The sequence below is a fragment of the Synechococcus sp. CC9605 genome (assembly GCF_000012625.1).
GTDB lineage: Bacteria > Cyanobacteriota > Cyanobacteriia > PCC-6307 > Cyanobiaceae > Parasynechococcus.
On record NC_007516.1, the window covers coordinates 1470788 to 1493485 of the forward strand.

Genomic DNA, 22698 nt, shown 5'->3' on the forward strand with positions numbered 1-22698 from the left:
CTGCCGCCCGAACGCTTGGACAAGCTCGCCACGGCCTGGGCGATCTTTCAGGGGTTACTGCTGGAAGCCGTTCCGTTTCTCCTGCTCGGCGTTGCCATCGCAGGGCTGGCCCGATGGGCCGTGCCACCGGGTGCCTGGATCGAGCGGCTCCCCAAGAACCCTGTGCTAGCTCCGATAATCGGGGCCTTGATGGGTTTTGCCCTCCCGGCCTGCGAATGCGGCAACGTTCCTGTCGCCCACCGTCTGCTGGCCAGCGGTGCACCGATGGGCACGGCCTTCGGCTTTCTGTTTGCAGCTCCGGTGCTGAATCCCATAGTGCTGGCCAGCACCTGGGCGGCGTTTCCTGATCAGCCCTGGCTGCTGGTGGCCCGGCCATTGGGAGCCTTTCTGCTGGCGATCCTGCTGAGTTTGTTGCTGGTGCAACTGCCCGAGACGCAGCTCCTGGCAACGGCGTTGCTGGAGGAACGCCGCATCAGCCAGCCCCTCAGCAACCTGGGGCTGCTGCAGCGCAGCAGTGGCGTAATCGGCGGATCACCCAGTCCTCCCCGATCCATGAACGGCAGCCGCCTCAAGGCCTGGCAGGTGCTGGACCAGAGCTGCCGCGAATTTCTCGATCTGCTGGCTCTGCTGGTGCTGGGGTGCGTAATTGCGGCCCTGGTGCAGACCTGGCTGCCGCGCAGTTGGCTGTTAGCCGTGGGGGGCGCGCCGACAGCATCGATCCTGGCCTTGATGCTGCTGGCCGTGGTGGTGTCGGTCTGCTCCAGCGTGGATGCCTTTCTTGCCCTGGGGTTTGCCGCTCAAATCACCCCAGGAGCCCTGCTGGCCTTCCTTTTGCTGGGGCCCGTTGTGGATCTCAAACTCGCGGGCCTGTTCACCGTGCTGATGCGGCCAAGGGCGATCCTGATCACGGCGATCGGTGCCAGTCTTGGCGTGCTGCTGATCGGTCAGTGGATCAACCTGTGGCTGCTGTAAGGGGCCGGTCGAGTTGAAGCGCGCAACCCTGCTGCTGCTCTGGGGCCTAACGCTGTTGTGGAGCTTCCACAGCGGACGCCTCGATCTGCTGCTTCGCGGGGTTTTTCACGGCCTGGTGGGGGTCACCGGCCTTGTCTTGCTGATGCTGGGCGTGGCCGTTCTGCTGAAAAGAGAGAAGCAAGACGAACGCTGGCGCTGGCCCTGGCTGCTCAGCGGTGTGATGGCTGCGCTGGTGCTGATCCTTCCGCCCAGCCCCTCCTTCAGCGATCTGGCCAGCAACCGCCCCCAGGGCCTACCCGATCCACCGGAATTGGCCTTTGTTCTTCCCCCCGAACAACGCAGCCTCACGGAATGGGTGCGCTTGCTTCGCAGCCAATCTGACCCTGATCTTGTGGAAGGCAATCCTGTGCGCATCAGCGGTTTTGTCTGGAGGCAACCCCAGGGCCCGCCGCTGATCGCCCGACTCACGGTGCGGTGTTGCCTGGCCGACGCCACGCCCGCTGGCCTGGCGGTGGAGTGGCCGGAGTCGTTCAGCCCCCAAACCAACCAATGGTTGGCCATCGAGGGAACGATGAGCGTGCAAATCCGGAACGAACGGCGCATCCCCGTCGTGATTCCTGAAAACATCACACCGATTGCCAGGCCCGAGCGGCCCCTGGAACCATGACGCGTCGGCCCTTGCTGCTGATGCTGATGGCCTGCGCCGCTGTTCTGGGGCAGCAACAGCTGCTGTTGCGACAGCCTCCACGTCTGCTGCGCTTGGTGCCCCAGCAGGTGCAAAGCGGCAGCGCAGCTCTGGATCTGCAGTTCAGTCGCCCGATGGATCGGCCCCGGGTCAGCGAGGCCACCCGAATCACTCCGGCCGTGCCCCAGCAGTGGCTGGGGGAGACGACATCACTGCGGATGGTGATCGATGCGGATGTCGTGCCCAGGGCTCCGCTCGAACTATCGATCGCAGGGGACGACCAACGCGGGCTGCAGCTGGAACAGCAGCAATGGTGGTGGGACCCAAGACCCTGGCTGATCGCGACGCGACCTGTGCCGGAAGGCGAGCAGGTTCAACTGCAGACGCGATCGGGAGCGTGGATGCCGATCAGTGGGGTCTGGCCCGCCATCCCCAGCGTCGTCCCCCTCGGAAATGGTCGAGGCATTGCGCTGGTGGGACGCGATCAGAACGGCACCGAACAGGTGTGGTGGGACCAGCTGACGCCCCGCAGCACCGCCAACCGTCTGGCGGCCTTGGGGCCGCCAACGCTGAGTCGCACAGAACCCCTGTTGAAAGGGGAGGTGCTCTTCGCCCATCTCAGCAGCAATCTCAATGGTGATCTGCTGGTTCAGAGCGGTGGCTTCCAGCCGGGCAGCGACCAAGCCCTGTTGCTGCAGGCCGATGGCAAACGCAAAGCTCTGGCTCTGAAGCCCTCCGGGCCGATGCAGTTGCTTCCGGCTGGAGGGGGGGTGGTGATGCCCAGCAGCAACGGGCTGAGCCTCCGGCCCCTGCAGGCAAGCGAGCAAAAGCCGCAGATGCTGCCGGGCAGCCGGGAGCTGGGGGCCTTCTGCGGTGCTTCAGGACGGGCCGTGTTGATCCGGCACTGGCCGGATTACAGGCGCTCGATCGAGCTGGTGGTTCCCGGGCAAGCACCAAAGCAACTGCACCTCGGTGATCAGGCGGTGCTGGGGGTGGCCTGCGACAACCGCGGCAAACGGATCTGGGCTGTGCTGGGGCGCTGGGAGCAGCAACGGGGCAATCACGAACTGGTGCTGATCAGCGACGCGGGAGAAGTGACACAAAGCAGGGCCCTGGAACCATGGACGCTCAAGGCGGGCAGCCCTATCCAGTGGAACCCTGTGACGAATCAATTGCTGATGACGCTGACCCGACCAAAGCAAACCCATGCCCGTGCCGGCCTGATCGATGGCGACAGCTTGAAGCTCATCAAGGTGATCAACACACCCATCAGCGAAGCCCAGTGGCTGAATGCAGGCTGATCAGCAAAAGCTGAACAACAAAAAAGGAGGGCAAAACTGCCCTCCTGTTCAAACAAAATTCGAGCGATTGTTGAGACTTAGAAGCTGAACGTCACACCAGTGCCGACATGGTGCTGCCAACCTTCACCCCAGCCCGGTGCATCTTCCCAGCTGTAGGTCTGCTGCCAGTGCAGGAACAGCGTTGCATCACCGATGGGAACCGAAAGTTCAATTTCACCGGCCAAATCTGTACGGGGATCCAGTCCTGCGTAGCTACCGGGAACATAGAAACGAGGTCCAGCTTCAATCATCAAGGAGATTTCATCACCACCAAATGTGAAGCCCAAGCCCACACGAGGGTCGGTGTAGTTGCCCACATACATGCCATCGGATTCCCAGCCCTGACGGTGATCCACTGACAGATAAACACCATTCACCAGATCTTCGATGCCATCGCCAAGGGCAAAGTTCACATCTCCATCACCAAGAGCCCAAGTCACCTTTGCACCGAGCTCGTTCTTCAAGCCCTGAATGTCCTCACCCTGATCTTGTGTGACGTAATAAGGGTTCCAGGAAAGAGCAATGCTTAAACGGTCATTGGGTGCATAGCGGGCCTGCAGAAAGCCTCTGATATCGGTGCGTTTGAAATCGGTATCGTGCTCATGACCATGATCATCATGGTCGTGATCATCATGGTCGTGATCATCGTGATCATGGTCGTCATGATCATCGTGGTCATCATGATCGTCGTGGTCGTCATGATCATCGTGGTCGTCATGGTCGTGATCATCGTGATCATGGTCGTCATGATCATCGTGGTCATCATGATCGTCGTGGTCGTCATGATCGTCGTGGTCGTCATGATCATCGTCGTGATCATGGACATGCACTTTTCCGTAAAAGTGTTCAGCCTCTCCCCAAACCAGAGCAGGGCCAACGGCAGCTTCGATCGCGAAAGAGCCGCCATTGCCGAGGCCCCACTCAAAAACGCCACCAAACATGCCATCAATGGCGTAATGCTTGGGTTCACCATCAAGGTTGATGTCAAAACCACCATGACCCTCGATGGTGATGATTGGCGTGAAGTCAAACTCGCCAGCTTCAAGAGCCTCTCCGCCACCACCATGGGAGCCGTGGGCGAAAGCCGCAGAACCCGCTGTAAACGGAAGGGCTAGCAAGCCGAGAAGCAGAAGCTTTGAACGGAAATGAGATGCCATGGGAGACGATCCTCGTCGGAAGGGTTGAAAACTTGGCGGGCGTTCTGACTTGCTCTTTGGGTGAGCTTTACAGCTGCGGGACAGTGACGGATTTTCGCCGCTCTTTCCCCGTTTCCTTCAGCGGCTGTTCCCCACTGAAACCAAGATGGAAGGTTGGTCGAGTTACATCACGGGAAATCAATGGATGTCCATTGATTTCAACAGCCGGTCAGCGGATCGCAGACCAGCTTTTGACCAAACGCGCAGCCTCAACCTGGTCACACTGACCACCCTGGCCATTAACCATCGTGCAGATGTTGTTCACAGCGGTGGAAACAGCAGTCTCACCTGAAGCAACACCTTCTCCATTCAAAGGTGTTGAACTGATGGGAACACCACTGCGCTTGCTGATGCGCTTGAGGGTTTTTGTTGCATCCCACGATGGCTTGAAAATCACCAGTACATCGGAGGCTTTGATCTCTTTGGTGATTGCATTAAGACTCGACGGCCTCAGCACACCTCCTGTGGTGTGACTATCCAACATTGCAATCTCACGGAAGCCAAAACGATCCGCCATGTGGGAATACGTTCTGTGATCGGTCGCGATGACGCGACGGCTTTCGGGAAGATCAGCGAACTGAGCGGCTCCCCATGAACTGAGGCCGTCAAATACAACCACCGCTTGGCTGGTTCGGCGTGACACACCATCATGGGTTTCAGTCGGCAGGGCCTTCTTCAATTCGCTGGAGATCGCGCGGATCATGCCGGCTGAAGCTTGGGGGTCGTGCCACACATGAGGGTCAGAACCGCTGTATCCAGGCAAAGCAACCTCTCCTACAGCAACAACCGGACCCGAAGAAGAAATCTTTCGTACAGATGGCGTGAGATTGAACCCGTTGTGAACGACCAGAGCGGCTCCAGCCAGCGTCTGACGATCACTGGGCTTCAACTGATAGGCATGCGGATTACCACCGGGTGGAATCAGGCAAGTCACTCGTGCCACATCACCAACAAGAGTCGTGGTGAGATCACACAGCGTTCCGTCAACGGCAACGATGTTGACCTGAGAAGCGTTGGCAGAGACTTGGGTTAGCCCCAGGATGAAAAGAGCAGACAGTGCGCTTTTTGTGCACCATGCCGGAACTCGCATCATCATCAGTGAGAATCATTCTCATCTTGATGAGGCCAGGGCTCCTGTCTCCACTTGAAAACCCAGTCCTTGAACCGACCACCTCAGCCTGGTGACGTCCTCCTTGCCTGATCAGTCCTCGGCCCTGTGTGCCGAACAACTCCGCTATCGATACGGAGAGCAAATGGCCATTGATGGAGTTTCGTTTGCACTGAGCAACGGAACACTGACGGCCTTGGTTGGGCCCAATGGCGCAGGCAAGTCCACGCTCCTCTATCTCCTGCAGGGTCGATTGCGCCAGTCCAGTGGTGCTGTGCATTGCAATGGCTCAATCGCGCTCATGCCTCAGAAAGCAGCCATTGACTGGAGTTTTCCAATCACTGTTGAGCAAATGGTGAAACTGGGCCAGCCGTCGCGCCAGGCATCAGCGTCCAGCCAATGCGTGGACTCCCTCCTGAAGCAGGTGGGTATGAACGGAATGGGATCAAGACGCCTGAACCAGCTGTCAGGAGGGCAACAACAGAGGGTGTTGCTGGCCCGCGCTCTGATGCAGAACGCCAGTGTTCTATTGCTGGATGAGCCCTGCAGCGCGATCGATCCACCAACACGGGCCCACCTACTGCAGGTCATGCGCCAACAGGCCGACCGAGGTCAGACCCTTCTGGTCAGCAGCCATGACTGGGGCAAAGCCCTCGACAGCTACGACCGAGTTCTGGTGATCAACAAACAACTGGTGGCCGACGGCACCCCCTCAGAGGTACGAAGCACGATCACGGATATGGACGGAATGATGGGGGATTGCTGTGCCTGATCTTGATTTCTGGTGGGGATTACCCCTGCTGATTTCGCTGTTGGTCGGAAGCCTCTGCCCAGCAGCCGGATCCCTGTTAATCACGCAGCGGCGAATCCTCCTGGCCAACTTGATGGCGCACTCGGTTCTGCCGGGTCTCGTGCTGGCCCTCGCATTTGAACTGGACCCCAGCCTCGGCGGTTTAATCAGTGGTCTAATCGGTGCATTAATCGCTGAACAACTGACCCAACGGTTCCGTGGAAGGGAAGAAGGAGCCATGAACACCGTTCTGGCCGGCTTCACCGCCCTCGGTGTTCTGCTTGTGCCGCTATTGCAAGCCCGTGTCGACCTGGAATCAATCCTGTTTGGAGACATCCTTGCCTCCGGCACCCCTGATCTGATTCGCACCACCATCTCGGCCGTTGCCTTGGTCCTACTGCTGATCGGTCAGTACCAGGATCTGGTCTTCATCGGTGTTGATCCGGAAGGGGCTCTCGCTGCAAAGCGCCCCGTGCGACAGATCCGATTTATCGCCATCGTGGTAACCGCGCTGGTGGTGATCAGCGCCATCACCGCTGTGGGGATTGTGCTGGTGATTGGTCTGTTGTGCGCTCCTGTGCTCATTCATGTGGAACGCAGCACCAGCCTGAAAAGTCTGATGCTGAAATCAGCGGGCACAGGATTGCTGCTCTGCGGGGGAGGGATGATGCTGGCGGTTCTCTGGGATTTACCCCCAGGACCGCTGATCGGGGTTCTTTGCATGGCTCTACTCATCGTGAGAAGGCCGTAATCACTGCTGCGACAGACGCAACATCCGATCAAGGCGGCGCCGCATTCGCCGCATCAATGTGCGTTCTTGCTCCTGGCGGAAGGTGCGCTGAAAGGCCAGGAATAACACAGTCAACGTTGAGGCCATCCCTACGCTGAACAGGGCGATCAAGCTTGCATCGTTCATGACTCCATTCACTCCGCTACTGAACAAAGGCGAACCAACCACCAGCCAGGGCTGCAATCAAACCACAGGCGAGGGCTTGAAGCACAAATTGGCCTGAGTCTTTTTTTTCCCAACGATCAATGGCCTTAGATGCCGTCACAAACGGTTCTTTGTCTTTGATCAGCTTTTCGAGATACCGCTCGATGAATTGATCATCGAGATCGAGCCGACGAAGCTTAGAACGGATCTGATTAAGTTCAAACTGATTCATCATTCGAAAATCTCACAACTTCGCAACCATGAACATTGAATTCCCGTTCCGATTGAATCAATTCTGAAAAGATTAACCATCTTTTAACAGAGCCAATCCAAAAATTTCTGGTTGATTACTTTAGCGAGACCGAACTCGTTACGTGGCCCTTCAAGAAAAGAAAGCTCACTGCTGTCATTTCAAGTAATCCCAAACTCGATTGATCACTAGCAAGTTCATCAAAATCCCTAAAAACCTTTGGCACTGCCGCGTCGCTTCGGTTGCATCACTTCAATCGTCTTTGGCCTTGTCTTACTGGAGTACCAAATACGTTGCGCTTCTTCATAGCTCTCCACATCCTTGAACGATCCATCACGCAACCAGACGCGGTAGTGGTGTCGGTCATAGGGTTCGGAACTGGTTTCAGTGAAGTGTTTCATGCAGCGAAAAAAGTAGTGACAAACAAGACCTGCTGGTCAATGAGACCCAAGTCTGGTGAACGCTGCGCGACGTGGATCTCGATACCGCTCCGCCACATGCTTGCCCCATAACCCTTCCCAGTAGAAAAAGATCACGCCATGACCGCGCTGGCGGGCCAGTCGAACTTTTTGCTCCAGAACAGCCATCGAAGTGGTGCGCTTGCCAAATCCCGCCAACACGCCAATCTGCGAAGGAATACCCCAGTCGCGGGCTTTGCGCAGAGCCGGCTGATCCAGGTCTTTGGCAAATCCTCGAACCGAATAGGCATAGTTCTGCACCACCAACTCTTCAATCAGCCCGCCCAAAGCCCAGAGCTCCCAGTCCTGCAACCAGAGGTTGTAGGCCGAACGAAAGGGGCCTGGAGACAAGCTGATCCGGGTGGAGAGGCCTTCCTGCTTGAGACGTTGCCGCAATTCACGCAGCAGCGAGGTGAGTTGATTGCGGCGCCATTTCATCCAATATCGATTGCTGTGATCCCCAGGAGGCGCCAGTCCCGTCTCCTGCCGGTAGAGCGCCAGGGTGGTGGGGTCATAACCGAAATGAACGGGCCAGGCGAAGTGATCGTCCAGTTGCAGGCCGTCCATCGGACAGCGCTTGAGGGTTTCCACCACCAAACCAATGAATCGGGCACGAACCTCCGGATGGGCTGGATTGAGCCAAGCCATCCGATGGTTGCCATGCATGGCCATCCAACGTTGGCCATTGGCTTTGGCCAAGACCCAGCTGGGGTTCTCATGAACAACAGCTGAATCAGCCGGTTCCATCAGGCCGTACTCAAACCAGGGCATCACCTTGATGCCGCGGCGCCGACCTTCCGCCGCCAGGGTGCAGATGGGATCAAGTCCGACCCCAGCCTTCTGCAGCGGTGGCTCCACCGGAGCGAAGCGGCTGCGATGAAAGGTGGTGCCTCGACTCCAAACGTTTGGCACCACGCGATTGAAGCCCGCATGCTGCAGCTGCTGCATCGCAGCGCTGATGCGCTTCCGGTCGTAATAGAGCTTGCTGGGGCTGTTGGTCAGCCACACCCCCATGGTGCTGCGGTTTCGGAGCAGCCGGTCCAGTCGAGACTCGGCCATCACAGGGGCCGGAAGCCCCGCCATCAGGCTGGCCAGGGCAACACCAATCAATGGCCTCCACCGTTGAGCCAACGCCGTTGAAGCACCGGGCATCAAGGATGGCCCGAATCAATCCTGACCAAGCCGAACCAAGCCCGCTCGTTCAACAGTCCATGGCCCCGAGCCAACGATCAGCGGAACATCGAGCTCACGGAGCTCTCTTCATGGATGCGCCAGATGGCTTCCCCCAGCATGTTGGCCACGGAGAGCACCTTCAGCTGAGGGAAGACCCGATCCTGTGGGATCGGAATGCTGTTGGTCACAACCACCTGCTCAAACAGGCCCTCAGCGGACAGGCGTTCGCTGGCGGGGGGAGAGAACACGGCGTGGGTGGCGCAGGCCAGCACCCGCTTGGCCCCTTGCTCCCGCAGCAACCGTGCCCCCGCGCAGATCGTGCCGCCGGTGTCGATCATGTCGTCGATCAGGATCGCCGTCCGCCCCGCCACATCACCAATCACCGTGAGGCTCTCGGCCATGTTGTGGCCAGTGCGGCGCTTGTCGATGATCGCCAGCGGAGCATCGTTCATCTGCTTGGCAAACGCCCGGGCCCGAGCCACGCCCCCAACGTCAGGAGACACCACCACCACATCTCCGAGATCCTGTGTGGAGAGGTAGTCCACCAACACCGGGGATCCGTAGATGTGATCGCAGGGGATATCGAAGTAGCCCTGGATCTGAGCGGAGTGCAGGTCCATCGCCAGGACGCGGTCAACACCCGACGTCACCAGCAGGTTGGCCGTGAGCTTGGCCGTGATTGATTCACGACCGGCAGTCTTGCGGTCCGCTCGGGCATAGCCGTAGTAGGGCACCACGGCGGTGATCTGCCGTGCCGAGGCCCGTCTGCAGGCATCCACCATGATCAGCAGCTCCATCAGGTGGTCATTCACCGGCGCGCAGGTGGGCTGGATCAAGAACACATCACAGCCGCGGATCGACTCCTGGATCTGCACGTAGAGCTCACCATCGGCAAAACGCTTGCAGACGCGGGGACCATCGGGAACCCCGAGGTAAGCGGAGATCTCCTTGGCTAGAGCAGGGTTCGAAGTGCCGCTGAACAGACGCAGTCGGCGGCTGTCAGGGGCCAGCTGCTCCTGTTCGGCACGGGCAGCTGTCAGGAAACTGGTCACGGCGCCCGCGGAACGAATTCTGCTGTAATCCGATGGTAGAGGTGAGCAGTGCCCCCATGTCCACAGGTTTCCCACTGTTGGTGGGTGCGGGCCCCCTTCCTGAACTCAAAATGCGCCAGGCCTGCGAAGCCCTGGCCCGGGCTTGCGGCTGCCCTCTCACCACCGTGGCCAGTGGTGCATCACCGGCTGAAGTCCTGCAGACCAACCCGGCGGCAACAGGGCTGGTGCGGCTCAGCGGTGACGCGGCCAGGCCGACCCCGGAGGGAGATGCCAGCTGGCTGCAGGCCCTGGCCGACTGGCGTCAGCCGGTGCTGCTGCTGACCAATGCAGATCAGGACGGTTCGATCTCTGGCGCAGCCGCGGCCTATGCCGCCCTCTGCCGGGAGCTGCAGGTGCCGCTGCTCGGCCTGGTGCAGCTCCAGGGCCCCTGGATCGGCCCAGCGCGACGCCGTGACGGCCTCAGCTGGCTGGGCTGGATTCCCGATGAACAGCATCCGGAACAGGCCGAATGCGTCGACGCCCTCGCCCGGAGGCTGCAACTCCGCAGCCCTGCTTAAGGCTGGGGCCAGAGAGGGCGGCTGGCACTGGCTTCGATCTGGCGCAAGGTCCGTTCACCGGCCCGCTCGGCCAGGGGCAGGCGGCTGATCCGTGCGGGTTCAGGGCTGGCGATGAGCGCCGCGGCCAGGCTCAGCTGCTCCGAACGACTGAGGTTGGTCTCCAGCTCAAGGTTCAGTTGGTTCACCAGCCCAGGAATCATCCCAATGCCACTGGGGTCCTTGACCTGTTCGATCAGACCCTCCACAAGGATGTTTTGACGCTGGCGACGCTGGGAGACAGCCTTGGGGTCAGGCAGGTGGCGCACCAGCTGTTCCGCCTGGGCTCCGTTCAGACGTTGTCGCCCGGCCTGGAGCAGGACGGTGTAGTCCTGCGTCTTGTCTTGGCGCTTGTAGGACTCGCTCAGCACCACCTCAACCTCGCCCAGACCATCCACCAGGCGGCGTAAGGCAGCGCGGGGCACAACCACGTAGCGCTTTGGATCACCCTCCTGAAGACCAACAATGTCGCGGATGGCATCGCTGAGAAGACTGACGCCACCCTGTCGCCACAACTGAGCCAAGCGACCCGGATTCTCTTCACCAGGAAGCTGAACGCCGAGCTCGGTGGGAATCTGGAGCACCTGAAGCGGCTCCTGGGCAGCAATGCGGAGCAGCAGCAGTGCATCGGCATTGGCGGGCCCCTGGGGTGCGGCCTGATTGGAGGCCGCACCCAGACGATCCCCATCCACACCGATCACCAACACGGTGACGGGGGCTTCAGGAAAAGGGGCCAGAGTTACAGATTGATCCGAACTCAGCGGAGCGTCCGCGGCAACTCGATCGGGTTTCGGCCAGAGGGTCGCCAGCAACCACCCGGTCACACCAATCCCCAGCACGGCGGCACCGACACACAGCGCACCGCGAACACGGGGTGGCGACAACCAGTTCATTTCGCTGGGCGAACCGCAATGGCGCTTAGTTTCGCCCAGATCTCCAGTTCCTAGCCTGGGCCCCGTGAAGCCGTCATCGATGTCCCTCCGCCACGACTACCGCAGCCGACCACCCGAACAGGTGCGCGTGGTGGTGTTCGGAGCCACGGGCTACATCGGCCGCTTTGTGGTGAAAGAACTGGTGGAGCGGGGCTACCAGGTGATCGCCTTCGCCCGCGAGCGCAGCGGCGTCGGTGGTCGCCAGAGCAGGGACGAAGTCATCGCGGATTTACCCGGGGCTGAGTTGCGCTTCGGGGATGTCACCGATCCAGCCTCGATCGCAGCCGAGGCCTTCGATCAACCCACGGATGTGGTGGTGAGTTGCCTGGCCTCCCGCACCGGCGGCCGCAAGGATTCCTGGGCGATTGACCACGCAGCGACCCTGAACACCTACGAGCAGGGTCGCGCTGCAGGAGCAGCCCATTTCGTGCTGCTTTCAGCCATCTGCGTGCAGAAACCACTGCTGGAATTTCAGAAAGCGAAGCTGGCCTTCGAAGCCGTGTTGCAGGCGGATGAGGAGGTGACCCACTCCATCGTTCGCCCCACCGCCTTCTTCAAAAGCCTCGGTGGACAGGTGGAAAGCTGCCGCAAGGGCGGCCCCTACGTGATGTTCGGAGGCGGAACCCTGGCCAGCTGCAAGCCGATCAGCGAAGCCGATCTGGCCCGGTTCATGGCGGACTGCATCCATGACGAGTCCAAACGCAACCAGGTGCTGCCCATCGGGGGACCGGGTCCAGCACTGAGCGCCCGGGAGCAGGGAGAGATGCTCTTCCGTGCATTGAACAAGCCAGAGCGCATGCTGTCGGTGCCGATTGCCTTGATGGATGGGCCGATCGCTCTGCTGAACGCTCTGTCTCGGCTGTTCCCAGGCATCAACGACACTGCGGAGTTTGGACGCATCGGCCGCTACTACGCCAGCGAATCGATGCTCGTCTGGGACGAGCAGAGGCAGTGCTACGACGCGGACGCAACGCCGTCCTATGGAACCGACACGCTGGAGCAGTTCTTCGAGCGTGTGGCACGGGAGGGCATGGCCGGGCAGGACCTGGGGGATGCCGCACTTTTCTGAAGCAGCCATCCTTGGGAGACGAAGAGGCCCCCATGGATCAGTCCACTGTTGACCTGTCCAAGGCTGAACCTGGGCGCAGCACCGGGGTGCTGCTGCATCCCACCGCCCTGCCGGGTAGTCCCGTCTGCGGCAGCTTTGGAGAGCCTTGTCGCCGTTGGCTCCAGCTGCTGGCCGACCATGACATCGGCGTCTGGCAGATGCTGCCGCTGGCTCCGCCGGATCCCACCGGCTCGCCCTACAGCTCTCCCTCCTGCAATGCGCTGAACCCCTGGTTCCTGGACGGCCAGGACCTGGCCAATGAGGGATTCATCAGCGGTGACGCCCTCAGGGCTACTCCCGGAGCTGATGCACCGCTCGAGGGAGCGGAGCATGTGGACTTCAGCCTCGCCAGGCAACGGTCCGCTGCCCTCGGCGATGCCTTGCTTGATGCCTGGCCTGAGCAGGATCCAGTGCGACATGCCGACTTCAAGCGCTGGACGCACCAGCAGCGCTCCTGGCTGGACGACCACGCCCGTTTTCGCGTCCTGCACGATCAAAACCACAAACCCTGGTGGGAGTGGCCGCTCCCCCTGGCCCGGCATGACAACAAGGCCCTGCGGGCCTGGGCTGAGCAACACCACGGCGCGCTGCTACGGGAACAACTGACCCAGTGGCATCTCGATCGGCAGTGGCAGGCAATCCGCCGCCAAGCGGCAGAGCTGGGCATCCAGCTGTTTGGCGACCTGCCCTTCTATGTGAGCAGTGACAGCGCCGATGTCTGGAGCAACCGTTCGCTCTTCACCGTCAAGGAGAACGGCCAGCTCACCACCCAGAGCGGCGTGCCGCCCGATTACTTCTCGGAAACCGGACAGCTGTGGGGCTCACCGGTGTACCGCTGGGGACAGCATCGGATCACGCGGTTCCACTGGTGGCGGCGAAGAATCGCGCGGCAGAGAGAGTTTGTGGACCTGCTGCGCCTGGATCACTTCCGTGCCCTAGCGGCCTTCTGGGCCGTCCCCGGTGCCGACAGCACCGCGGAGAACGGTCAATGGCAGCCCTCCCCAGGCCATGCCCTGCTGCGCAAGCTGCGCAGAGATGCCGGTGGTGCTCTTCCCTTGATTGCCGAGGATCTCGGCGTGATCACACCGGATGTGGAGGAGCTCCGCGATGCGTTCCGGTTGCCTGGCATGAAAGTGCTGCAGTTCGCGTTCGATGGCGAGCGCGACAACCCTTATCTGCCGGAAAACACCAATGGGCATCGATGGGTCGTCTACACCGGCACCCACGACAACCCCACAACCCTGGGATGGTGGAACGCTTTGGATGCCGACAGCCGGAACCGCATCGCGACGCGGGTGAATGGTGAGATCACAGCTCCAGCCTGGCATCTGCTCGACATGGCCTTTGCCACGACCGCAGGCCTGGTGATCGCCCCACTGCAGGACCTGATGCACCTGGACGACCGGGCCAGGTTCAACACTCCCGGCACCAGCGAAGGCAACTGGAGCTGGAGGCTTCAAAGCTTTGATGCAGCGCTGGGGAATGCACTGAACGGCTATGGAAGCAGGGGAGCCGTCTGGGGACGGTCGCTTGCGGGAGCAGGCAGTTTGTTGACCCGATAAACCCCCGGCCGTTCTTGATCCACAGTCAGAGGCTCTCCGTTCCAAAGCACCTGATCCTCAGCACCAGCTGGGGGATCCAGACGGACCTCAATCGGGGCCTGCAACTGCAGGGTCAACCTGCCGGCACTGGCCATAAATTGAACCCGGTCTCCCCCACCGCTGGAGAGCTTGAGCGCTCTCGGCTCAGCCACCACAACCTCAAGCACCCCCTGGGACTGCGGCAGGGCGTCCCGCACCAGCTCAAACCACTGCTGAGGCGTGCGTTGCTGGACCTGTTCCAGGGGACGCAGGGCCGCGATGCCTTCGTCTGAACCCGCCAGGTTCGGACCACGGCTGATCGCCTCAACATCGGCGCGCACGGGCTCAAGGCTGAGGCTGTTGCGCAGGGCCAGATCCTGTTGTTGGCGATTGATGGCCAGCAGGCTTAAAGCGATCACCGCCGCATAAACGACCGTTCCCTGCCAGGTGGTGAACACATCGATGTTGCCCAGGGTGAAGCGACCCAGTCCCGGTTTGGCGGATCCGCGGCGGAGCAACACCGGCGGGGGGAGCAGTGGGTTGAGGCAGCCACCGGGAAGGGCCAGACGACGCTCGATCTGCGGAAGCATCGAGGCGAGATAGGCCCGCTCGGGCAGGCGATCTCGCCAGCCCCGCTCCAGAGCTTCGATCACGGGGGTGGTGATGCGGGTCTCGTTGGCGAGATCACGAAGCGAGAGGCCCAGTTCCTCACGACGCCGCCGCAGCATCAGCCCCAGATCCTGGCGCTGTTGCTCCTGGGCCTCCACCGTGCCGGCATCAGGGCTGGAACCCTTGCGGGGGCGTCGCCACCAGATTCCTGGACGCTTCAGTCGCATGGGCTGTTGGGCAGATCCATCGAACCAGCCCGCTCGAGCAGGGGCTTCCATTCTCCCTCGCACAACCAGATCCAGCACCCCTCGGCCAGATCACCGAGCGGCAACCCAGCAATCGCCGTGCGCTGCAGGTCCACAACCGGATAGCCAAGAGCTTCCGCCATCCGACGGATCTGTCGGTTGCGCCCTTCCCGCAGCTCAATCTCCAGAAGCGAGCGGTCACCCCAAGTCCGCAACTGGCGCACCCGAGCGGGGCGGGTCAAGCGCCCATCCAGGGGCACACCCCGACGCCAGCGATCCAGAACCGGCTCTGATGGCACACCCTGCACCCAAACCCGGTAGGTCTTGGCGTGGCTGTAACGCGGGTGGGTGAGTTTCAAGGTGAGTTCGCCCAGATCGGTGAGCAGAAGCGCGCCATGGCTATCGGCATCCAAGCGGCCAACGGGGTGAAGTCCCGCCCGATGCTCCGGAGGCAGCAGGTCAAGCACCGTGCGGCGACCCTGCGGGTCATCGCAGCTACAGATCACGCCCACCGGCTTGTTCATCAGCAGCACCCGTGCCATTCCGGGGGACGGCAACGGCTGACCATCCACATGAATCGTCTGCTGCTGCGGATCGGCCTGGTCGCCAACGCGGGCGACCTGACCATCCACCGTCACGCGGCCGGCCTGCAACCATTCCTCAGCCCGGCGCCTGGAGCAGAGGCCGGCAGCAGCGATCAGTTTCTGCAGGCGCTGCCGCGTCATCCCTGGGGCTCCCGAGGCAGGAGCAGATCCATGCAGGCTCCACCAGCGGGATGGTTGCGGGCTTCGATACGGCCGCCATGGTTGACGGCGATCTGCTGCACGATGGCCAGTCCCAGGCCACTGCCGCTGCGATTGGAGCGGGTACGGGAGGGATCCCCCCGATAAAAGCGTTGAAACATGCGCCTGAGATCGGCCTCACTCAAGCCAGGGCCATGGTCACGAATGCTGAGCAACCACCAGCCGCCGCTCTGACGGACGGACACGTCGATGCTGCTCTCATCAGGGGAATAGCGCAGGGCATTGTCGAGCAGGTTGAGCACCGCACGGTGCAAACGGCGCTGATCACCACGCAGGGGGCCGGATTCGCTGCGGTCCAGCTGCAGCGTTACCCGACGTTCCTCCGCGATCGGGCGAATCGATCCCCAAGCGCTGTCCACCAGCTCCTCCAGGGTGAGGGGCACATGCTCGCTGTCGTCCTGAGGCAGGCTGTTCTCCAACCGTGACAGCTCCAGCAGGTCCTCCACCAGCAGCTGAAGACGCCGGAGTTCCTTCTGCAGCCGCTGCACCAGAGCCGCGTCGTCCTCCTTGACGGCCAGCTCCAGCCGATCGCTCACCAGCATCAGGGCGGTGAGGGGGGTCTTGAGCTCATGGGCCACATCACTCACCCAGCGTTCCTGCTGCTGTTGCTGGGCTTCGAGGGACTGACGGCTCTGGATCAGCACCAGCCAGCATTCGTCGCTGCCCGGCAGAACAACGGCCTCGAGCGGGGTCCCCTGTTGATCCCATTCACCACGCTGTGAACGCAGCTGATAGCGGCTGCTGAAAATCAACTCCTCCAAGGCAGGAATGTCGAGGACATCCCGGAGCTTCATGCCACGAACCAGGCGATTGGAGGGGATGTGAAGAAGGCGTTCGGCCCGGTCGTTGATGTAGGCGATCGAGTGATCCTGGGCCAGGATCATCCAGCCCTGGGTGGCCGCATCAATCCAGGCCAACAGCTGGGGAGCGTTCAAGACGATGGAGCGCTCCTTGGGCGTTCGCTTGGAGGCCAGGGCACGGCGGCGACGCTGCAGCAGAAGCGTGATCCCGATACCAGCTGCAAAGCCGAGTGCGGCAGAGATCACCACAGCGCCCTCAGCCGAAGCGATACCCGAAGCCGCGGACCGTACGGATCAACTGAGGCGATGAGGGCTCCTGCTCCACCTTTTCCCGCAGCCAGCGGATGTGAACATCCACGGTTTTAGTGTCACCGATGAAGTCGACACCCCAGATTTTCTCCAGCAACTGATCGCGGCTCCAGACGCGTTTGGGGTTCTGAATGAACAGCTCGAGGATCTTGTATTCCTTGGGAGAAAGGGTCAGATCCGTGCCATCCCGGGTGACCCTGCATTCACTGGGGAAAAGGCAAAGGTTGGCGTGAGTGAAGGAATGCGGTTGGGAAGGCGACGTTTCCGATTGACTGGACCGCCTCAGCAAAGCCCTGCAGCGGGCCACCAGCTCCCGAAGACCAAAGGGTTTGACCAGGTAATCGTCGGCGCCCACCTCCAGCCCCAGCACCCGATCGGTCTCACTGTCGCGGGCGCTGATCACCAGGATCGGTGTGGTGTTGTTGAGGCGACGGAGCTCTCGGCAAAGGTCGAGCCCGCCCAAACCCGGAAGCATCAAATCGAGCACGATCAAATCCACCGGATCTGAACTGCCGGCTGTGATCAGAGTGAGGGCTGAGGCGCCATCGGCACAGGTGTGCACCTCAAAGCCTTCAGCGCGCAGGGCCTCTCCAACTGTTTCGCGAATGCTGTCGTCGTCCTCCACCACGAGAAGTCGACGGGTGGAGACAGACGCAGACAGGGTTGTCACGTCCACATGGCAAGGACAGGCCCATTCTGCCCGGAGGCGCATCCCGACGGAGCAGAACGGCGGCTTCGCTTAAGGGCTCAGAAGAATTCGTCGAAGTTGTCGAAATCAACCGCTTTGAACTTGCCCGCTTCCACTTGCTGCATCAGGCGCTCCAGCTGAGAAAACAAGGCTCCACCGGTCAGCAGCGAGAGCAGAAGGGCCACCAGCAAAGCAGCGCCTGAGGCAAATCCGAAGATCTGAAGGCAGCAGCCGATGAACAACGTCACCCCGATGAGGGTGCCGGCGTAGCTGAGGTTGATCTCCGCAGTCCCCAGGGGCATCAAGGGGAGCCGATCCTGTTTCCAGCCATCCAGCTTGTTCTGCACCTGACGGCCAAAGGTGAGGCCGCAGAGCACACCCATCAACAGACCGATGCCCGCCAGCAGGTAGGGGGGCTGGGGCAGGGTCATCATCTGGAGCAGCTGCTCAAGCTCCTGGGCGCTGATCTCCTCAGGCATCGACGCCGATCTCAAAGAGCTGAGACCTTAGCGGTGGGTTCGACACTCTCGCTGGAGTTGTGATTTCTGGATCAGGCTGCCGCCAGTGGATTAAGACGCTGCAACAGCCCGCCGGCCAGACGTCCTGGGCCAAAGGTGCGTCCGAGCAGGCCGACCAGGGCACGCACGTCATCGGTGTGCAGACGATCGTCACGGATCAGCGTCATCAGCAGACGCTTGCGCAGGTCAGCACCATCGCGGCCGAGCAGCAGCCGCAGGCCGGCTCCGGCCACAGGGATCAGTTCCTTGCCAGGAGCGGGAGCGTCCTGACCCACCACATCCAGCAAACTCTCCAGCCGGTCCAGGCGCAGGCGGCCTGATTCATCAAAGATCACCTCGAGCAGCTTCTCGCGCATTTCGCTGGTGTCTCCCGCCAGCAGTCGACGAGCCACGTAGGGATAGGCCACAGCAATGATCCGGAAGTTCGGATCCAGCCGCAAGGCAAGCCCCTCCTGACTGACGACGGCCCGGATGATCAGGGCGAAGCGCGCCGGCACCCGGAAGGGGTAATCGAACATCAGCTCGGAAAAGCGATCGGTGATCGCCTTGAAGTTGAACGATCCAACCGAGTCGCCAAGGCTGCCGCCGAGCACCTCTTCCAGAGCAGGAATGATCAGCGTGAGATCGGCCGTGGGGCTGAGAAAACCCAGGGATTGGAAGTCCTTGGCCAACCCAGAGAAATCACGGTTGATCAGGTGCACCACAGCGCCGGTGAGGGTGAGCCGGTCGCTGTCGCTGATGGAATCCATCATCCCGAAGTCGACATACCCCACATGGCCGAGATCGCCGGTGCGGCCTGGCAAGGCGAAGAGGTTGCCGGGGTGAGGGTCGGCATGGAAATAACCGAACTCCAGCAGTTGCTGCAGGCCGCAGATCACGCCCGTGCGGATCAACGCCGTTGGGTCAAGACGCTGGGAACGCAGCTCTTCGCTGTTGCGCATCTTGGCGCCATCGATCCAGGTGGTGGTCAACACCCGGGTGGAGCTGAGCATTCGCTCCACCTTCGGGATGTAGACCGCGTCGTTCTCCGCAAAAAGCGCCGAAAAACGCTCGGCATTGGCCGCTTCCAGGCCGTAATCAATCTCCTCAAACAGGCTGCGGCCGAACTCATCAATGATTCCGCCCAGCCCGAAACCCAGGTTGAGCGGTAGCAGCGGCGCCGTCATCACCCCCAAAGCCCGGATCAGCACCAGATCCCGCCGCAGGATGAAGGTGAGATTGGGGCGCTGCACCTTCACAGCAACCCAGTGCTGGCCCTGCAGACGGGCCTTGTACACCTGGCCAAGGCTGGCAGCGGCGATCGGCGTATCGGGGAACTCCTCAAACAACTCCTCCGCCGGAGCGCCAAGTTCCTCACGGATGCATGCCAGAGCGGTGGCATGGGGGAAGGCCGGCAGATCGTCCTGCAGGCGCGTCAGTTCCTCCAGCCAGTCCCGACGCACCAGATCCGGACGAGTGGAGAGGGCCTGTCCCAGCTTGATGAAGCAGGGCCCCAGACCCGTCAGGGTGTTGAGAATGCGACGCGCTAGCCCCTGCTGAACGGCGGGGTCGCTGCTGCCTCCACGCAGCAACAACACCAGCACCAGCCCCGCCAAGGACCACAGCACATAGATCAGCCGCGGGATGGCGACCCAGGGACGCAGCAGCAGCCAGCCGAGATCCCGCCCGGGGTCGTAACGCATCATATCGCGCTGAGTGGAGAGGGAGACTTTAAGGAGATCAGGCGGATTTGATGGCGCTTCTGCCCCAGCTCACCCGTCGCCTCGGTCAGCCCCTGTTTCTGCCTGCCCACGGACGGGGGGCTGCCCTTCCGGATGGACTGCGTCAATTGCTGCGACGCCGCGCTGGCGTCTGGGACCTGCCGGAACTGCCAGCCCTTGGCGGTCCGCTGGAAGCGGACGGCGCCATCGCAGACAGCCAACGCTCCGCCGCGGCACAGATGGGGGTGGCGCGCTGCTGGTACGGGGTGAACGGGGCCACGGGGTTGCTGCAGGCCGCACTGCTGGCCATGGTCCGGCCAGGAGAGCGGGTGCTGCTGCCCCGCAACGTCCATCGCAGCCTGATTCAGGCCTGCGTTCTTGGGGACCTGCGGCCGGTGCTGTTCGATCTACCCTTTCAAAGCGACCGTGGCCAGCCTGCACCAGCGGATTCGGCCTGGATCAAGCGGGTTCTGGAGGCCCTGCCCCGCGATGGCGCACCGATCCGTGCCGCGGTTCTGGTGCATCCCACCTACCAGGGCTATGCCAATGACCCGACGGCGGTGATTCAGCGGCTGCAGCAACAGGGCTGTTGCGTGCTGGTGGATGAAGCCCACGGCTGTCATTTCGCCACTGGGGTGGATCACCCCCTTCCCCCCAGCGCCCTGCACTGCGGCGCTGATCTGGTGGTGCATTCCCTGCAGAAATCTGCTGCAGCACTGGCGCAAACGGCAGTGCTCTGGCTGCAGGGGGAGCGTCTGGATCCCGTGCGGGTGGAACGCAGCCTGGGCCTGCTGCAGACCACCAGCCCCAGTGCGCTGCTGCTGGCCTCCTGCGAAGAAGCCCTTCAACACTGGCAGCGGCGCAAGGGACGCCGGCAATTGCTGCGGCGTCTGCAGGAGGCTGCAGCCCTCGCCGAGGACCTGCGCAACAGCGGCGTGCCTCTGCTGAACAACCAGGATCCGCTGCGCCTGCTCCTGCACACGGGCCAAGCGGGAATCACCGGCCTGGATGCTGACGATTGGTTTCTGCCCCGCGGGTTGGTGGGCGAATTGCCGGAACCAGCCAGCCTCACCTTCTGCCTGGGGCTGGCACGCCACCGAGGGCTGGGTCGGCAGATGCGGCATCACTGGCAGAACCTGCTGCGGAGCTTCCCCGATCGGGCTCCCTTGCCAGCGTTCGAAGCCCCACCGCTGCCGCTGGTCACCACCACAGCGCAGCCGCCAAGCCAGGCGTGGACAGCGGCGCATCACCAGGTGGCGTTGAAGGACGCGGAGGGATGCATCGCGGCTGAGCTGCTGTGCCCTTACCCACCGGGCATCCCCCTGCTGATTCCCGGCGAACGGCTGGACCGCCAGCGACAGTGCTGGCTCGAGCGCCAGCAGCTGTTCTGGAGAGACCAGATCCCGGACAGGCTGTCTGTGGTGAGCGGGGGATGAAATTCAGACCCAATGCCGCTTCAATCCATGCAATCGGCTGCGGTGGATGAAACCTCTGACCTTGCTGCTGATGGCGCTGTTTCTTGGCCCGTCCGTTGGGGCCAGCCCTAGTGGCGAGGAATTTCTGGTCGAAGACATCACGGAGATCAGAGAGGCCATCACCATCCAGGACGTCAGGACGGTTGCCCCTGTCAGGCCTCTACCTGCCAGCAAGCTGATCGAGGTGGTGCAGGGCGCTGCAAGCTGGTACGGACCAGGGTTCTACGGCCGCACCACGGCCAATGGTGAGCGCTTCAGCAAGGGCACGCTGACAGCAGCCCATCGAACCCTGCCCTTCGGCACCAAGGTGCGCGTCACCAATCTGAGCAACGGCCGCAGCGTTGTGGTGCGGATCAATGACCGCGGACCGTTCAAGCACCACCGGGTGATCGATCTGGCCCATGGCGCTGCCTCACAACTCCAGATGATGCAGGCGGGGGAGGTGCCAGTGAAGCTGGAGATCCTCGCCAAGGGCGATTGATAGTGTGACCACAGGACTCCTCCAATCAGCGTGATCCGTGAGGTTGTCCTCGAGCAGAGCCAAGCGCCAGCGGCCCGAGCAGCGCTGCGCAAGCGATTGATCAGTGGCCTGGGTGTGGGCGGCTTTGGCCTGCTGGTGGTGAGCCTGGGCGGGTGGTGGTTCACCGCCGCGCTGGGGGGAATGGTGCACCTCGGCCTGCTCGAGTTCTTCCGGATGGCGCAATTCAAGGGAATTCGCCCCGCCACAAAAACCACCTTGGTGGCTTGCCAACTGCTGCTGTTCACCACCCAGTGGGCGATTCAGGGCGGGCTGCCGGCTGATGTGGCCCATGCCGTTCTGCCGCTCTCCGGAGCCGCCATCTGCGGTTGGCTGCTGCTGCAACCGGTGACGGGTTCCATCGCCGACATTGCGGCATCGATCTTCGGGTTGTTCTACCTCGGCTTTCTGCCCAGCCACTGGCTGAGTCTGCGCGGTTTGGACAACGGCCTGGAGATCACCCTGTCGGCCTGCCTGATGATCGTCGCCACCGACATCGGCTCCTGGGCCGTGGGACGGCGCTACGGGCGACGGCCCCTCTCACCGATCTCCCCCGGGAAAACCATCGAAGGGGCGATCGGTGGATTCATGTCGGCCATGCTGGTCGGCCTGGTCTGCGGCAAGCTGATGGTCTGGGCCCTGCATGGCCTACCGGGCCTGCTGCTGGGGGCACTGATCGCTCTGTTCGCCCTGGTGGGAGACCTGACCGAATCGATGATGAAACGCGATGCAGGCGTGAAGGATTCCGGTGATGTTCTTCCCGGCCATGGCGGGATCCTGGACCGGATCGACAGTTATCTGTTCACCCCAGCGGTGGTCTTCTACGCGATTGCTCTTTGCCAACCACTGTTGGCGTCGTAACC

24 protein-coding genes and 1 riboswitch are annotated in these 22698 nt (G+C 61.8%); of the genes, 11 read left to right on the forward strand and 13 right to left on the reverse strand.

Annotated features, from left to right (window positions below; all coding sequences use genetic code 11):
- Window positions 1-15 precede the first annotated feature (15 nt).
- From SYNCC9605_RS07990 to SYNCC9605_RS08000, 3 genes are read left to right on the forward strand one after another with little or no spacing between them, the layout of a single operon-like run.
- Window positions 16-972, forward strand: coding sequence for a permease (locus SYNCC9605_RS07990; protein WP_011364561.1), 957 nt, complete (start codon window positions 16-18; stop codon window positions 970-972).
- A gap of 13 nt (window positions 973-985) precedes the next feature.
- Window positions 986-1639, forward strand: coding sequence for a TIGR03943 family putative permease subunit (locus SYNCC9605_RS07995; RefSeq protein ID WP_011364562.1), 654 nt, complete (start codon window positions 986-988; stop codon window positions 1637-1639).
- The gene (locus tag SYNCC9605_RS08000) at window positions 1636-2958 is read left to right on the forward strand and encodes a hypothetical protein (protein WP_011364563.1); all 1323 of its coding nucleotides are present in this window, start codon (window positions 1636-1638) and stop codon (window positions 2956-2958) included. Before SYNCC9605_RS07995 ends, SYNCC9605_RS08000 begins: the two co-directional genes overlap by 4 nt.
- A 77-nt stretch (window positions 2959-3035) precedes the next feature.
- On the opposite strand, the gene SYNCC9605_RS08005 is transcribed toward SYNCC9605_RS08000, so the two are convergent.
- Window positions 3036-4154, reverse strand: coding sequence for a hypothetical protein (locus SYNCC9605_RS08005; RefSeq protein ID WP_011364564.1), 1119 nt, complete (start codon window positions 4152-4154; stop codon window positions 3036-3038).
- 16 nt (window positions 4155-4170) lie between these two features.
- Window positions 4171-4314: riboswitch (cobalamin riboswitch) on the reverse strand.
- A gap of 48 nt (window positions 4315-4362) precedes the next feature.
- Window positions 4363-5289: a metal ABC transporter substrate-binding protein gene (locus tag SYNCC9605_RS08010; protein WP_011364565.1), complete on the reverse strand. Its 927-nt coding sequence runs from the start codon at window positions 5287-5289 to the stop codon at window positions 4363-4365.
- 97 nt (window positions 5290-5386) lie between these two features.
- Here SYNCC9605_RS08010 and SYNCC9605_RS08015 point away from each other — a divergent pair, with 97 nt between their 5' ends.
- Window positions 5387-6073, forward strand: a complete 687-nt coding sequence (locus SYNCC9605_RS08015; RefSeq protein ID WP_011364566.1) for a metal ABC transporter ATP-binding protein — start codon at window positions 5387-5389, stop codon at window positions 6071-6073.
- Window positions 6066-6842: a metal ABC transporter permease gene (locus tag SYNCC9605_RS08020; protein ID WP_011364567.1), complete on the forward strand. Its 777-nt coding sequence runs from the start codon at window positions 6066-6068 to the stop codon at window positions 6840-6842. Before SYNCC9605_RS08015 ends, SYNCC9605_RS08020 begins: the two co-directional genes overlap by 8 nt.
- On the opposite strand, the gene SYNCC9605_RS14735 is transcribed toward SYNCC9605_RS08020, so the two are convergent.
- From SYNCC9605_RS14735 to SYNCC9605_RS08040, 4 genes are all read right to left on the reverse strand, one after another.
- Entirely contained in the window at window positions 6843-7007 is a 165-nt protein-coding gene (locus SYNCC9605_RS14735) for a hypothetical protein (protein ID WP_156783061.1), read from the reverse strand.
- A 16-nt stretch (window positions 7008-7023) separates the two neighbouring features.
- Complete coding sequence (locus SYNCC9605_RS08025) at window positions 7024-7257, reverse strand: hypothetical protein (RefSeq protein WP_041435668.1); 234 nt, start codon at window positions 7255-7257, stop codon at window positions 7024-7026.
- Between the two features lie 455 nt (window positions 7258-7712).
- Window positions 7713-8885, reverse strand: coding sequence for a glycoside hydrolase family 10 protein (locus SYNCC9605_RS08035; protein WP_011364570.1), 1173 nt, complete (start codon window positions 8883-8885; stop codon window positions 7713-7715).
- A gap of 77 nt (window positions 8886-8962) precedes the next feature.
- Complete coding sequence (locus SYNCC9605_RS08040) at window positions 8963-9958, reverse strand: ribose-phosphate pyrophosphokinase (RefSeq protein WP_011364571.1); 996 nt, start codon at window positions 9956-9958, stop codon at window positions 8963-8965.
- A 56-nt stretch (window positions 9959-10014) separates the two neighbouring features.
- Between SYNCC9605_RS08040 and SYNCC9605_RS08045 the strand changes: the two genes are divergently transcribed.
- Window positions 10015-10515: a hypothetical protein gene (locus SYNCC9605_RS08045; protein WP_011364572.1), complete on the forward strand. Its 501-nt coding sequence runs from the start codon at window positions 10015-10017 to the stop codon at window positions 10513-10515.
- On the opposite strand, the gene SYNCC9605_RS08050 is transcribed toward SYNCC9605_RS08045, so the two are convergent.
- Window positions 10512-11444 (reverse strand): LCP family protein, encoded by a 933-nt coding sequence (locus SYNCC9605_RS08050; RefSeq protein ID WP_011364573.1) that lies wholly within the window; start codon window positions 11442-11444, stop codon window positions 10512-10514. The two genes, SYNCC9605_RS08045 and SYNCC9605_RS08050, sit on opposite strands and share 4 nt — an antisense overlap.
- Window positions 11445-11523: 79 nt before the next feature.
- Between SYNCC9605_RS08050 and SYNCC9605_RS08055 the strand changes: the two genes are divergently transcribed.
- Together SYNCC9605_RS08055 and malQ are read left to right on the forward strand one after the other, a co-directional pair.
- Window positions 11524-12552 (forward strand): NAD(P)-dependent oxidoreductase, encoded by a 1029-nt coding sequence (locus SYNCC9605_RS08055; RefSeq protein WP_011364574.1) that lies wholly within the window; start codon window positions 11524-11526, stop codon window positions 12550-12552.
- Window positions 12553-12584: 32 nt separating this feature from the next.
- Complete coding sequence (gene malQ / locus SYNCC9605_RS08060) at window positions 12585-14153, forward strand: 4-alpha-glucanotransferase (protein ID WP_011364575.1); 1569 nt, start codon at window positions 12585-12587, stop codon at window positions 14151-14153.
- Here the strand turns inward: malQ and SYNCC9605_RS08065 are convergent.
- The 6 genes from SYNCC9605_RS08065 to SYNCC9605_RS08090 all read right to left on the reverse strand — a co-directional run bounded on the left by SYNCC9605_RS08065 (window position 14087) and on the right by SYNCC9605_RS08090 (window position 19825).
- Window positions 14087-15007, reverse strand: a complete 921-nt coding sequence (locus tag SYNCC9605_RS08065) for a helix-turn-helix domain-containing protein (protein WP_011364576.1) — start codon at window positions 15005-15007, stop codon at window positions 14087-14089. The genes malQ and SYNCC9605_RS08065 overlap by 67 nt on opposite strands.
- On the reverse strand, window positions 14998-15750 hold the full coding sequence (locus SYNCC9605_RS08070; protein ID WP_011364577.1) for a pseudouridine synthase: 753 nt from the start codon (window positions 15748-15750) through the stop codon (window positions 14998-15000). Before SYNCC9605_RS08070 ends, SYNCC9605_RS08065 begins: the two co-directional genes overlap by 10 nt.
- The gene (locus SYNCC9605_RS08075; RefSeq protein ID WP_011364578.1) at window positions 15747-16877 is read right to left on the reverse strand and encodes a sensor histidine kinase; all 1131 of its coding nucleotides are present in this window, start codon (window positions 16875-16877) and stop codon (window positions 15747-15749) included. Before SYNCC9605_RS08075 ends, SYNCC9605_RS08070 begins: the two co-directional genes overlap by 4 nt.
- Before the next feature lie 7 nt (window positions 16878-16884).
- On the reverse strand, window positions 16885-17649 hold the full coding sequence (locus SYNCC9605_RS08080; protein ID WP_011364579.1) for a response regulator transcription factor: 765 nt from the start codon (window positions 17647-17649) through the stop codon (window positions 16885-16887).
- A gap of 35 nt (window positions 17650-17684) precedes the next feature.
- Window positions 17685-18104: a hypothetical protein gene (locus SYNCC9605_RS08085; protein ID WP_006850033.1), complete on the reverse strand. Its 420-nt coding sequence runs from the start codon at window positions 18102-18104 to the stop codon at window positions 17685-17687.
- Between the two features lie 71 nt (window positions 18105-18175).
- The gene (locus SYNCC9605_RS08090; protein ID WP_041435673.1) at window positions 18176-19825 is read right to left on the reverse strand and encodes an ABC1 kinase family protein; all 1650 of its coding nucleotides are present in this window, start codon (window positions 19823-19825) and stop codon (window positions 18176-18178) included.
- A 50-nt stretch (window positions 19826-19875) separates the two neighbouring features.
- Here SYNCC9605_RS08090 and SYNCC9605_RS08095 point away from each other — a divergent pair, with 50 nt between their 5' ends.
- Genes SYNCC9605_RS08095 through SYNCC9605_RS08105 form a run of 3 tightly spaced genes read left to right on the forward strand, consistent with a single transcriptional unit; the run spans window position 19876 to window position 22696 of the window.
- Window positions 19876-21279, forward strand: a complete 1404-nt coding sequence (locus SYNCC9605_RS08095; RefSeq protein WP_083757072.1) for an aminotransferase class I/II-fold pyridoxal phosphate-dependent enzyme — start codon at window positions 19876-19878, stop codon at window positions 21277-21279.
- A 46-nt stretch (window positions 21280-21325) separates the two neighbouring features.
- Window positions 21326-21799 carry a septal ring lytic transglycosylase RlpA family protein gene (locus SYNCC9605_RS08100; RefSeq protein ID WP_011364582.1) on the forward strand — a complete coding sequence of 158 codons (474 nt, stop codon included), beginning with the start codon at window positions 21326-21328 and terminating at the stop codon, window positions 21797-21799.
- Between the two features lie 30 nt (window positions 21800-21829).
- On the forward strand, window positions 21830-22696 hold the full coding sequence (locus SYNCC9605_RS08105) for a phosphatidate cytidylyltransferase (RefSeq protein ID WP_011364583.1): 867 nt from the start codon (window positions 21830-21832) through the stop codon (window positions 22694-22696).
- The last annotated feature ends 2 nt before the right edge of the window (window positions 22697-22698 follow it).